The organism is Pseudomonas sp. VA159-2 (genome assembly GCF_024126635.1).
In the GTDB taxonomy this organism is placed as follows: domain Bacteria; phylum Pseudomonadota; class Gammaproteobacteria; order Pseudomonadales; family Pseudomonadaceae; genus Aquipseudomonas; species Aquipseudomonas muyukensis.
In genome coordinates this window covers 1-12,405 of record NZ_JAMYBV010000027.1, presented here as the reverse complement: position 1 = coordinate 12,405, position 12,405 = coordinate 1, and the positions used below count along the sequence as shown (strand labels likewise).

11 protein-coding genes, 4 tRNA genes and 1 rRNA gene are annotated in these 12,405 nt (G+C 58.7%); all 16 read right to left on the bottom strand.

Going from position 1 to position 12,405, the window contains the following annotated elements:
* Window positions 1-39 precede the first annotated feature (39 nt).
* Entirely contained in the window at window positions 40-4,113 is a 4,074-nt protein-coding gene (gene rpoB / locus NJG22_RS20690) for a DNA-directed RNA polymerase subunit beta (protein ID WP_217850661.1), read from the bottom strand.
* Between the two features lie 219 nt (window positions 4,114-4,332).
* On the bottom strand, window positions 4,333-4,704 hold the full coding sequence (gene rplL / locus NJG22_RS20685) for a 50S ribosomal protein L7/L12 (protein WP_133330037.1): 372 nt from the start codon (window positions 4,702-4,704) through the stop codon (window positions 4,333-4,335).
* A gap of 78 nt (window positions 4,705-4,782) precedes the next feature.
* Entirely contained in the window at window positions 4,783-5,283 is a 501-nt protein-coding gene (gene rplJ, locus NJG22_RS20680; protein ID WP_043215352.1) for a 50S ribosomal protein L10, read from the bottom strand.
* A 198-nt stretch (window positions 5,284-5,481) separates the two neighbouring features.
* On the bottom strand, window positions 5,482-6,177 hold the full coding sequence (gene rplA, locus NJG22_RS20675) for a 50S ribosomal protein L1 (RefSeq protein WP_028692260.1): 696 nt from the start codon (window positions 6,175-6,177) through the stop codon (window positions 5,482-5,484).
* On the bottom strand, window positions 6,177-6,608 hold the full coding sequence (rplK, locus tag NJG22_RS20670; RefSeq protein ID WP_166891829.1) for a 50S ribosomal protein L11: 432 nt from the start codon (window positions 6,606-6,608) through the stop codon (window positions 6,177-6,179). The genes rplA and rplK overlap by 1 nt, the downstream gene beginning before the upstream one ends.
* Before the next feature lie 119 nt (window positions 6,609-6,727).
* Window positions 6,728-7,261 (bottom strand): transcription termination/antitermination protein NusG, encoded by a 534-nt coding sequence (nusG, locus tag NJG22_RS20665; RefSeq protein ID WP_011531880.1) that lies wholly within the window; start codon window positions 7,259-7,261, stop codon window positions 6,728-6,730.
* Between the two features lie 9 nt (window positions 7,262-7,270).
* Entirely contained in the window at window positions 7,271-7,639 is a 369-nt protein-coding gene (gene secE, locus NJG22_RS20660) for a preprotein translocase subunit SecE (protein WP_182323867.1), read from the bottom strand.
* A 44-nt stretch (window positions 7,640-7,683) separates the two neighbouring features.
* A tRNA-Trp gene (locus NJG22_RS20655) sits at window positions 7,684-7,759 on the bottom strand.
* A 54-nt stretch (window positions 7,760-7,813) separates the two neighbouring features.
* Window positions 7,814-9,007 carry an elongation factor Tu gene (tuf, locus tag NJG22_RS20650; protein ID WP_182323863.1) on the bottom strand — a complete coding sequence of 398 codons (1,194 nt, stop codon included), beginning with the start codon at window positions 9,005-9,007 and terminating at the stop codon, window positions 7,814-7,816.
* A gap of 79 nt (window positions 9,008-9,086) precedes the next feature.
* Window positions 9,087-9,162: transfer RNA gene (locus tag NJG22_RS20645), tRNA-Thr, on the bottom strand.
* Between the two features lie 30 nt (window positions 9,163-9,192).
* Window positions 9,193-9,266, bottom strand: a tRNA-Gly gene (locus NJG22_RS20640).
* 24 nt (window positions 9,267-9,290) lie between these two features.
* Window positions 9,291-9,374: transfer RNA gene (locus tag NJG22_RS20635), tRNA-Tyr, on the bottom strand.
* A gap of 152 nt (window positions 9,375-9,526) precedes the next feature.
* Window positions 9,527-9,952, bottom strand: coding sequence for a hypothetical protein (locus NJG22_RS20630; protein WP_253097359.1), 426 nt, complete (start codon window positions 9,950-9,952; stop codon window positions 9,527-9,529).
* Window positions 9,953-9,959: 7 nt separating this feature from the next.
* On the bottom strand, window positions 9,960-10,709 hold the full coding sequence (locus NJG22_RS20625; RefSeq protein WP_253097357.1) for a pantothenate kinase: 750 nt from the start codon (window positions 10,707-10,709) through the stop codon (window positions 9,960-9,962).
* Window positions 10,699-11,658: a bifunctional biotin--[acetyl-CoA-carboxylase] ligase/biotin operon repressor BirA gene (gene birA / locus NJG22_RS20620; RefSeq protein WP_253097355.1), complete on the bottom strand. Its 960-nt coding sequence runs from the start codon at window positions 11,656-11,658 to the stop codon at window positions 10,699-10,701. The genes NJG22_RS20625 and birA overlap by 11 nt, the downstream gene beginning before the upstream one ends.
* Before the next feature lie 479 nt (window positions 11,659-12,137).
* Window positions 12,138-12,253: ribosomal RNA gene (rrf, locus tag NJG22_RS20615) — 5S ribosomal RNA — on the bottom strand.
* Window positions 12,254-12,405: the final 152 nt, after the last annotated feature.

Below are 12,405 nucleotides of genomic sequence, written 5' to 3'. Positions count from 1 at the left end.
AGCGGGCATTACCTGCCCCACTCCCCTTCGCGTCACGTGTTATTCGGTTTCCAGATCGATATCGATACCGAGCGAACGGATCTCTTTGATCAACACGTTGAAGGACTCGGGCATGCCCGGCTCCATACGGTGATCGCCATCCACGATGTTCTTGTACATCTTGGTACGGCCGTTCACGTCGTCCGACTTCACTGTGAGCATTTCTTGCAGGGTGTATGCCGCGCCGTATGCTTCCAGCGCCCACACTTCCATCTCCCCGAAACGCTGACCACCGAACTGCGCCTTACCACCCAGCGGCTGCTGGGTAACCAGGCTGTAGGAACCAGTGGAACGCGCGTGCATCTTGTCGTCCACCAAGTGGTTCAGCTTGAGCATGTACATGTAACCAACGGTCACAGGACGCTCGAACTTGTTGCCGGTACGGCCGTCGAACAGCACCATCTGGCCGCTTTCTGGCAGGTCTGCCAGTTTCAGCATGGCCTTGATCTCACGCTCCTTGGCACCGTCGAAGACTGGGGTGGCCATCGGCACGCCTTTCTTCAGGTTGTTCGCCAGGGCGATGATCTCTTCGTCGGTGAACTCTTCCAGGTTCTCCTGACGACCACCGATCTCGTTGTAGATCTCGGTGAGGAAGGTGCGCAGTTCAGCGGCTTTGCGCTGCTCTTCGATCATCCGATCGATCTTCTCGCCCAGGCCCTTGGCCGCGAGGCCCAGGTGGGTTTCGAGGATCTGGCCGACGTTCATACGCGAAGGTACGCCCAGCGGGTTCAGTACGACGTCGACCGGAGTACCGTTGGCGTCGTGCGGCATGTCTTCGACCGGCATGATCACCGAGACGACACCCTTGTTACCGTGACGACCGGCCATCTTGTCACCCGGCTGGATGCGACGGCGGATTGCCAGGTAGACCTTGACGATCTTCAGTACGCCTGGAGCCAGGTCATCGCCCTGCTGCAGCTTGCGCTTCTTGTCTTCGAACTTGTCGTCCAGCAGACGGCGACGGTCGACGATGTACTGCTGAGCCTTTTCCAGCTGCTCGTTCAGTGCATCTTCGGCCATGCGCAGCTTGAACCACTGGCCGTGCTCCAGACCGTCCAGCACTTCGTCAGTGATCACGGTGCCTTTCTTCAGGCCCGCGCCACCGTCGACCACCTGGCCGTTCAGGGCAGAACGCAGACGTTCGAAGGTTGCGCCTTCGACGATGCGGAACTCTTCGTTGAGGTCCTTGCGGATCTCATCCAGCTGCATCTTCTCGATGGCCAGGGCGCGGCTGTCGCGCTCGACGCCATCACGGGTGAAGACCTGTACGTCGATGACGGTACCCTTGGTGCCGGTCGGCACGCGCAGGGAGGTGTCCTTAACGTCGCTGGCCTTCTCACCGAAGATCGCGCGCAGCAGTTTTTCTTCTGGGGTCAGCTGGGTTTCGCCTTTTGGCGTGACCTTGCCGACCAGAATGTCGCCAGCGCCAACTTCGGCACCCACGTAGACGATACCGGCTTCGTCCAGCTTGTTCAGCGCAGCTTCACCGACGTTCGGGATGTCCGCGGTGATTTCCTCTGGGCCAAGCTTGGTGTCACGGGCCACACAGGTCAGTTCCTGGATGTGGATCGTGGTGAAGCGGTCTTCCTGAACCACACGCTCGGACAGGCAGATGGAGTCTTCGAAGTTGAAGCCGTTCCACGCCATGAACGCGATGCGCATGTTCTGACCCAGCGCCAGTTCACCCATGTCGGTGGACGGGCCGTCGGCCATGATGTCGCTACGCTGAACCTTGTCACCCTTGCTCACCAGCGGACGCTGGTTGATGCAGGTGTTCTGGTTGGAACGGGTGTACTTGGTCAGGTTGTAGATGTCCACACCGGCTTCGCCGGTCTCGACTTCGTCGTCATTGACGCGAACGACGATACGGCTAGCGTCGACCGAATCGATCACACCGCCACGGCGAGCAACCACGCAGACACCGGAGTCACGGGCAACGTTGCGCTCCATGCCGGTACCTACCAGCGGCTTGTCGGCGCGCAGGGTCGGTACAGCCTGACGCTGCATGTTCGAACCCATCAATGCACGGTTGGCGTCGTCGTGCTCGAGGAACGGGATCAGCGAGGCAGCGACGGAAACAACCTGCTTCGGCGAAACGTCCATCAGGGTGACGTCTTCCGGCGCCTTGACGGTGAATTCGTTCAGGTGACGAACAGCTACCAGCTCGTCGATCAGCTGCTTCTTGTCGTTCATCGCGGCCGAGGCCTGGGCGATCACGTGATCGGCCTCTTCGATGGCGGACAGGAACACGATGTCGTCGCTGACCACGCCTTCCTTCACCACGCGGTACGGGCTTTCCAGGAAGCCGTACTGGTTGGTGCGGGCATAGGCAGCCAGGGAGTTGATCAGACCGATGTTCGGACCTTCAGGGGTCTCGATCGGGCACACACGGCCATAGTGGGTCGGGTGTACGTCACGGACTTCGAAGCCTGCGCGCTCACGGGTCAGACCGCCAGGGCCGAGTGCAGAGACACGGCGCTTGTGGGTGATCTCGGAGAGCGGGTTGTTCTGGTCCATGAACTGCGAGAGCTGGCTGGAACCGAAGAACTCTTTCACCGCGGCCGCAACCGGCTTGGCGTTGATCAGGTCCTGCGGCATCAGGCCTTCGCTTTCGGCCATCGACAGACGTTCCTTGACCGCGCGCTCTACACGCACCAGGCCAACACGGAACTGGTTCTCGGCCATCTCGCCGACGCAACGCACGCGACGGTTACCCAGGTGGTCGATGTCGTCGACGATGCCTTTGCCGTTACGGATATCGACCAGGGTCTTGAGGACCTCGACGATGTCTTCCTTGCTCAGCACGCCCGAACCTTCGATCTCGGTACGACCGATACGACGGTTGAACTTCATGCGGCCAACGGCGGACAGGTCGTAACGCTCGGCGCTGAAGAACAGGTTGTTGAACAGGGTCTCGGCGGCGTCCTTGGTTGGCGGCTCGCCTGGACGCATCATGCGGTAGATCTCGACCAAAGCTTCCAGCTGATTGCTGGTGGTGTCGATCTTCAGGGTATCCGAGATGAACGGACCGCAGTCGATGTCGTTGGTGTACAGGGTCTCGATGCGCACGACCTGAGCCTTGGCGATCTTGATCAGCAGATCGGTGGTCAGCTCGGTGTTGCACTCGGCCAGGATCTCGCCGGTGGCCGGATGCACGATGGCCTTGGCGGTGGTACGGCCCAGCACGTACTCCATCGGCACGTCGAGTTCTTTCACGCCAGCCTTTTCCAGCTGGTTGATGTGGCGCGCGGTAATACGGCGGCCCTGCTCGACGATGACCTTGCCGCTGCCGTCATGGATGTCCATGACCGCGACTTCACCACGCAGACGCTGCGGCACCAGCTCCAGGCTCAGTTTCTCGCCGGAGATGTGGAAGACGTTGGTGGTGTAGAAGGTGTTCAACACCTCTTCGGTGCTGTAGCCCAGCGCGCGCAGCAGTACCGAGGCCGGCAGCTTGCGGCGACGGTCGATACGCACGAACACGCAGTCCTTCGGGTCGAACTCGAAGTCCAGCCAGGAACCGCGGTAAGGGATGATGCGAGCGGAGTACAGCAGCTTGCCCGAGCTGTGGGTCTTGCCACGGTCGTGGTCGAAGAACACACCCGGCGAGCGGTGCAGCTGAGACACGATCACACGCTCGGTACCGTTGATAACGAAGGTACCGTTCTCAGTCATCAGGGGGATTTCACCCATGTAGACTTCTTGCTCTTTGATGTCCTTGATCGCTTTGTTCGACGATTCCTTGTCGAAGATGATCAGGCGCACCTTCACACGCAGCGGGACCGCGAAGGTCACACCACGCAGGACACATTCCTTCACATCGAACGCCGGCTCGCCCAGGCGATAGCCGACGTACTCCAGGGCAGCATTGCCGGAGTAGCTGATGATCGGGAATACCGATTTGAAGGCCGCATGCAGGCCGACGTCGCGGAACTGGTCCTTGGATGCTCCCGCCTGCAGGAATTCGCGATACGAATCCAGCTGGATGGCCAGGAGGTAAGGCACATCCATGACGTCCGGCAACTTGCTAAAGTCCTTGCGGATACGTTTTTTCTCAGTGTATGAGTAAGCCATCAGCATTCCCCAGCTTGGTCACCTGCTTGTTTGGCATCTCCCGGCGGGAGCAGCCGAAAATCGTGCAAACCCCTTGGTTTGCGCCACCCTCTTGGGTGTCTTGCAGCTCGTTATCGGGGCCGACCTGATCGGCCACCAATAACGGAAAAAGGCCGGTGGCATAAGCCACCAGCCATCAGCCCTTCGCTCAACGCTCGGACTGTTGTCGCAAAGTCGAAATTACTTCAGCTCGACTTTAGCGCCAGCTTCTTCCAGCTTCTTCTTCGCGTCTTCAGCGGCTTCTTTCGAAACGCCTTCAGCGATAACCTGAGGAGCGCCGTCGACTTTCTCTTTGGCTTCTTTCAGGCCCAGACCGGTCAGTTCACGAACGGCCTTGATCACGTTGACTTTCTTGTCGCCAGCTTCGGTCAGAACGACGTTGAACTCGGTCTGCTCTTCGGCAGCGGCAGCAGCGCCAGCAGCTGGGCCAGCGGCAACAGCGGCAGCAGCGGTAACGCCGAAGGTTTCTTCCATCGCTTTGATCAGTTCAACAATTTCCAGAACGGTTTTCTGGCCGATCGCTTCGATGATTTGCTCGTTAGTCAGAGACATGACTTAAATCCTGTATTGGGGTGACAGCCTACGCAGCCATCAAATTAAACGTATGATTTTGAAAGAGTTGCGCGGGCCTTAGGCAGCAGCAGCTTCTTTCTGGTCGCGCAGAGCAGCCAGGGTACGAGCCAGCTTGCTGGTTGCACCTTGGATCACGCTCATCAGCTGTGCGATAGCCTCGTCGCGAGTTGGCAGGGTTGCCAGCACGTCGATCTGGTTAGCGGCAAGGAACTTGCCGTCGAACGCAGCTGCCTTGATCTCGAACTTGTCCTGACCCTTGGCGAACTCTTTGAACAGACGAGCAGCAGCGCCCGGGTGTTCGTTGGAGAAAGCAATCAGGGTCGGGCCTTTGAACGCGTCGTTGAGGATCGAGTACTCGGTGCCTTCAACAGCGCGCTTGAGCAGGGTGTTACGTACGACACGCACGTATACGCCAGCTTCGCGGGCCTCTTTACGGAGTCCGGTCATTGCGCCTACAGTCACACCACGGGCATCGGCCACGACAGCGGACAGAGCGACTTTGGCAGCCTCGTTGACTTCAGCGACGATGGCCTTCTTGTCTTCGAGTTTAATTGCCACGGGTTTACTCCTGGTTTCTACCGTTTCATCTGGCCGAGGCCGGATGTCGTTTTGGTGTCTGATTCGTAAACGAATCGGGAGCACCATCTGCGTAGGCTTGTGGTTTAAGGCTTGCGCCGCCTACGGTCTTGGATAGCCCCCGCCAGGCAGGGACCCCAATTTAGTAAGCCGCCGCGACCAGGTCGCAGCGGCCGAGCATTACACGTTCAGCGAGCTCTGATCGATGATCAGACCTGGGCCCATGGTGGTGCTCAGGGTAACGCGCTTGACGTAGATACCTTTCGAGGAAGCTGGCTTGATACGCTTCAGATCAGCGATCAAGGCTTCAACGTTTTCCTTCAGCTTGCCAGCTTCGAAGCCGATCTTGCCAACGGAGGTATGGATGATACCGTTCTTGTCGGTACGGTAGCGAACCTGACCAGCCTTGGCGTTTTTCACGGCAGTGGCTACGTCTGGGGTCACGGTACCTACTTTCGGGTTAGGCATCAGGCCGCGCGGGCCCAGGACCTGACCCAGCTGACCGACAACGCGCATGGCATCAGGCGATGCGATGACGACGTCATAGTTCAGGTCGCCGCCTTTCATTTCGGCAGCCAGATCGTCCATACCTACGCGGTCGGCGCCGGCAGCCAGAGCAGCTTCAGCAGCTGGGCCCTGGGTGAAGACGGCAACGCGGACGGTCTTGCCAGTGCCGTGTGGCAGCACGGTAGCGCTACGAACGACCTGGTCGGATTTACGCGGATCAACACCGAGGTTGACGGCGATGTCGTAGGATTCTACGAACTTGGCCGCCGGCAGCGAAGCCAGCAGGGTTGCTGCTTCTTCGAAGTTGTAGGCCTTGCCTGCTTCGATTTTCTCGGCGATAGCCTTTTGGCGCTTGGTCAGCTTAGCCATTACACACCCTCCACGTTCAGGCCCATGCTACGGGCAGAGCCGGCGATGGTGCGCACAGCAGCATCCAGGTCAGCGGCAGTCAGATCGGCCTGTTTGGCCTTGGCGATCTCTTCCAGCTGAGCACGGGTAACGGTACCGACCTTGACGGTGTTCGGGCGAGCCGAACCGCTGGTCAGGCCAGCAGCTTTCTTCAGCAGAACCGAGGCAGGAGTGCTCTTGGTCTCGAAGGTGAAGCTACGGTCGCTGTAGACAGTGATGATCACTGGAGTCGGCAGACCTGGCTCTTGACCCTGAGTACGGGCGTTGAAGGCCTTGCAGAACTCCATGATGTTCACACCGTGTTGACCCAGTGCTGGACCAACGGGTGGGCTTGGGTTGGCCTGGCCGGCCTTTACTTGCAGCTTGATGTAAGCCTGAATCTTCTTAGCCATGAGCTACTCCAAAATCGGGTACAAGCGCCAGATGGCTCCCCGTATGACTTGCGTTTTATCCCAGTGACGACAAAACCCCGCAGCACATAGGGCTGCGGGGTATGGGATGCTTCGTTCTGCTAGACCTTCTCGACCTGGCTGAACTCGAGCTCCACCGGGGTGGAGCGACCGAAAATGAGCACTGCAACCTGCAGGCGGCTCTTCTCGTAGTTAACTTCTTCGACGCTACCGTTGAAATCAGCGAAGGGACCGTCAATGACGCGCACCACTTCACCCGGCTCGAACAGCGTCTTCGGCTTCGGCTTGTCACTGCCGTCGGCAACGCGACGCAGGATGGCCTCGGCCTCTTTATCGGTGATCGGCGCAGGCTTGTCTGCGGTACCACCAATGAAACCCATGACCCGAGGGGTGTCCTTGACGAGGTGCCAAGTCCCTTCGTTCATTTCCATCTGGACCAATACATAGCCCGGGAAGAATTTGCGCTCGCTCTTGCGCTTCTGGCCGTTGCGCATTTCGACAACTTCTTCGGTCGGGACCAGGATCTCGCCGAATTCGTCTTCCATGCCAGCCAGCTTGACACGCTCGATCAGGGAGCGCATGACATGCTTCTCGTAACCCGAGTAAGCATGAACAACATACCAACGCTTAGCCACGAGACACCCTTAGCCAACGATCAAGGAGACCAACCAGCCGAGCAGGGAATCAAGACCCCACAGCAGCAGCGCCATGACCAGAACAACAGCCACGACAATCAGCGTGGTCTGCGTGGTTTCTTGGCGGGTTGGCCACACGACTTTACGAATCTCGGCACGAGCTTCCTTCGCCAGCGCAAAGAACGACTTACCCTTGGCGGTCTGCAAGGCAACGAAGCCAGCGACAGCAGCCAAAGCAAGCAGGACGAGTACGCGATACAGGATCGGAGAGGCGGAGTAATATTGATTACCCACAACACCAACGACTACCAATGCGACAACAGCGAGCCACTTGAACAGATCAAAACGCGATTCTTGGGCTTCAGTTTTGGGAGTCATCGAGGAGGATCCTGTGAGAAGAAAGCCAATCACACCGAGGTGAATGGCAGGTCAGGAGGGAATCGAACCCCCAACCTACGGTTTTGGAGACCGTCGCTCTGCCAATTGAGCTACTGACCTTTAACACTGTACCAGGCCGGCCATTATACCGGCCCGGTCATTTAAATCAACTACTTATTCAATAATTTTTGCTACGACGCCGGCGCCGACGGTACGACCGCCTTCACGGATAGCGAAGCGCAGACCGTCTTCCATCGCGATGGTCTTGATCAGGGTGACAGTCATCTGAATGTTGTCACCTGGCATTACCATTTCAACGCCTTCCGGCAGTTCGCAGTTACCGGTCACGTCAGTGGTGCGGAAGTAGAACTGAGGACGGTAGCCTTTGAAGAACGGAGTGTGACGACCGCCTTCTTCCTTCGACAGGACGTAGACTTCTGCGGTGAACTTAGTGTGCGGCTTGACCGAACCTGGCTTGACCAGAACCTGGCCACGCTCGACGTCGTCACGCTTGGTACCACGCAGCAGGACGCCGCAGTTCTCGCCAGCACGACCTTCGTCCAGCAGCTTGCGGAACATCTCAACGCCGGTGCAGGTAGTGGTGGTGGTGTCACGCAGACCAACGATTTCCAGCGGATCCTGAACGCGGACGATACCACGCTCGATACGGCCGGTAACAACGGTACCACGACCCGAGATCGAGAATACGTCTTCGATCGGCATCAGGAACGGCTGGTCGATGGCACGAACTGGCTCAGGGATGTAGGCATCCAGAGTTTCAACCAGCTTCTTGACAGCGCTGGTACCCATTTCGTTGTCGTCTTTGCCTTCCAGGGCCATACGAGCCGAACCGATGATGATCGGGGTGTCGTCGCCCGGGAAGTCGTAGGTGGACAGCAGGTCGCGAACTTCCATCTCGACCAGTTCCAGCAGCTCAGCGTCGTCTACCAGGTCAGCCTTGTTCAGGAAGACCACGATGTACGGAACGCCAACCTGACGGGACAGCAGGATGTGCTCACGGGTTTGTGGCATCGGACCATCGGCGGCCGAGCAAACCAGGATCGCGCCGTCCATCTGGGCAGCACCGGTGATCATGTTCTTCACGTAGTCAGCGTGACCTGGGCAGTCAACGTGAGCGTAGTGACGAATGTTCGAGTTGTACTCGACGTGAGCGGTGTTGATGGTGATACCGCGCGCTTTTTCTTCCGGAGCCGAGTCGATCTTGTCGAACTCAACGACGGCCGAACCGAAAACTTCGGAGCAGACGCGGGTCAGCGCTGCAGTCAGAGTGGTCTTACCGTGGTCAACGTGGCCGATGGTGCCGACGTTAACGTGAGGTAGGGAACGATCAAACTTTTCCTTAGCCATCGATACATCCTCCGCAGAAGAAATAGACTTACCGCTGATAAAACAAAGGCAGATATTTTCATATCTGCCTTTGTCTATATGGAGCTCTTGAGCGGACTTGAACCGCTGACCTCACCCTTACCAAGGGTGTGCTCTACCAACTGAGCTACAAGAGCGAAACACTTTGTGCAAAACCCTGCAAAACTTGGAGCGGGTAGCGGGAATCGAACCCGCATCATCAGCTTGGAAGGCTGAGGTTCTACCACTAAACTATACCCGCGGAGCTTGCGGCTCTCGCTAAAACTGGTGGAGGGAGAAGGATTCGAACCTTCGAAGCTCTCGCAACGGATTTACAGTCCGTCCCCTTTGACCGCTCGGGAATCCCTCCAGATGTGGCCGGCATTCTATTTGTCTGCCGTCCTAGTGTCAAGCGCTTTTTCAAATTTTTTCAATCAAATCTGAAACTTAGCTGCTTTGACACCGCTTCCAGCTCAACCACCTCAGTGGTGTTCCCTGTGAAGCGGGCGCCATTCTATCAAGCTATTCAGCAGTTGCAATACCTTCGCAGAAAATAATTTTGTGTTTTAAGTCTTTGAAATCCTTGGAAAGAGTCGAGAGCACTGCTGGGTCCAGCAAACGCTCGCTTTCAGGGGCTACCTTGAGCCAGAAACCATCGGCCCCCGGCAGCTGCCCCGCGACCGCCACCGCTGCGATATCAAGACTCAACAGGCGCTGACGCAACGCCTCGAGCTGTTCACGTTGCGTCAGGCCGCCGACCACCAGGCATTCGTCACGGCGCCTGGCCGGCGCCGAGACCCCGGTTTCGCGCAGCAGGCGAATTTCCTGCTGGCTACCCTTGTACAGCGACAGCGGCGCGACTTCCTTCACCTTGAGGGGCGCTTCCTGCTGGTGCCAGACGTAATAGAAGACGTTCAGCACGATCAATAGAAGAAACAACCAGCGCATAGGCACCTCAGTTCAATGGGCAGGCCATGGCCAGGCCAACGAATACCAGGTCCGGGACGATGCGTGCCTGCGGAGCGGCCTCGCGCACCAGGGGCGCATCACCGCCAGTGAGGAACACCGTGAAGTCATCGCCCCACAGGGCCCTGGCCTGTTCGATCTGCGCACGGGCAAAGCTTTGCAGCATCAACACGCAACCCCGCTCGACCGCCTCAACGGTAGAGCGCCCCGGGGCGAGGCTGCTCAACGCCCGCTCGGCAGAAGCATCGTCATAACGAATGCGCCGGGTATGGGTGCGCAACTGGCTGCGCATCAACGGCATACCCGGACATATATAGCCGCCCAGGTGCTCGCCATCGGCCGCGACAAAGTCCGCCTTGGCCGCTGTACCAAAATCGATGACCAGACAGGCACCCTTGGCCAGGTGAAAAGCGCCCAGCGCTCCCAGCCAGCGGTCCATGCCCAGGCGCTGGTAGTCGTCATAACCATTGCGAACGCCGGCCATTTCCTGAACCGGCTGGGCAACGCTCACGGCGACCGCAAAGCGATCCTTGATCAACGCACATAATGCCGAGGTTTCTTCCTCGCTGCGCACACTGACCATTCGGCTACCGACCAGAGGCAAGTCGCCGAGCCCCGCAACCGCTGCCAGCAACGCCTGGTCCGAGTCGACAATCCCCCCCCCGGTGATGGCGGCATCGGCAGTGTGGATCACACGCCACTTTATAAAGCTGTTCCCACAATCGAGCTCAAGAATCATCACGCAACCTCAGGCTGAGCTCGCCACCGCTGAAGCTCTTTTCCACGCCGTCGACCTCAAGACGCAAACCGCCCTGGCCATCCACGCCCCGTGCCACCCCATCGATACGGGTAGTCCCGGCGACCAGCGACACCTTGCGCCCTTGCCACAAATGGGCCTGCTCCCACTCCTCCTGGAACGCGGCAAACCCGTAACGCCGATGACGGGCCAGTTCACGCTGCAACTGCTGGCTGAGCAAAGCCACCAAGCGGTTGCGGTCGACGAGCTGGCCCGACTCGGCGCGCATCGAGGTCCATTGTTGATCGATGCCTTCACTGGCCTGCATATTCACATTGATGCCGATCCCCAGCACAACGTGGCAGACATCAGCAGGGTCGCCGACTAACTCGAGCAGGATTCCGGTGATCTTCCGCCCTTTGACCAGGACGTCGTTTGGCCATTTCAGGCCGACATCCTTGAGACCGAACGCCTGCAATGTGCGCATCACCGCCAACCCCACCACCAGGCTCAACCCTTCCAGTTGACGCATACCGCCGTCAACGCGCAGGACCAGGCTGTAATAGAGGTTTTCAGCGAACGGACTGACCCAATGCCGCCCACGCCGGCCGCGACCGGCGCTTTGTCGCTCGGCCAACACCAGGAACGGGGCAACTTGCCCAGCTGCGGCAAGCCTTAGCCCTTCGGCATTAGTGGAGTCGATGGTCTCGTGGATGAATAGCGGCCACTGCTCAACCTCGGCGAAGCCAGCGATCGCCTGCGACTCGAGCAGGTTCAACGGCGCTGCCAGCTGATAGCCGCGGCCGCGGACCTTGTGGATGGTCAGGTTCAGTTCGCTTTCGAGGTGCTGCAGCTGCTTCCAAACGGCGCTGCGGCTCACCCCAAGGGCGGCCCCCAGGGCTTCTCCGGAATGGAACCGGCCATCCTTGAGGAGATTCAACAACTTCAGCATGCCAGTCTCGACTTTGAATAAGGCTGGCATGATAGCTATGGGCTGTTGGCTTGCATAGGAAAAGGGTCCGGCAACGGCGGCGAGCGGCCCCTGTAGGAGCGGCCTTGTGTCGCGAAAGGGCTGCGCAGCAGACCCAGGATCGCAGCCTTCATGCCAAGATCGCCGGCGCCGCTTTGCGCCGGTGTTCGCCTGCGGCCTGTAGGAGCCAGCCTTGCTGGCGAACCAAGCGACGCGGTCTGCCTGGCCCGGGCCCTGCCACGCCCCCTGTAGGAGCGGCCTTGTGTCGCGATCGGGCGCGCAGCGGCCGCAAAACCTGCAGCCTCGGTCCTCCAGGACAATCGCGTCACCTGGATTACGGCCGCTGCGCGCCCGATCGCGACACAAGGCCGCTCCTACAAGGACCGCACCTGCCTGGGGTTTTTGCGCCACAAAGACAAAACCCCTACCTGCTCACGCAGATAGGGGTTTTGCGAAATGAATCTTGACGATGACCTACTCTCACATGGGGAAGCCCCACACTACCATCGGCGATGCATCGTTTCACTACTGAGTTCGGGATGGGATCAGGTGGTTCCAATGCTCTATGGTCGTCAAGAAATTCGGTTGCCGTGAATGCCTTGCAGCACTCCCAGCCAATTCGGATATGTGAATTTGTGGCCTTACGAATCTTCGGGTCTTTCGTCTTCACCACCACAATCTGCGTAAGCAAATTGCTTGGGTGTTATATGGTCAAGCCTCACGGGCAAT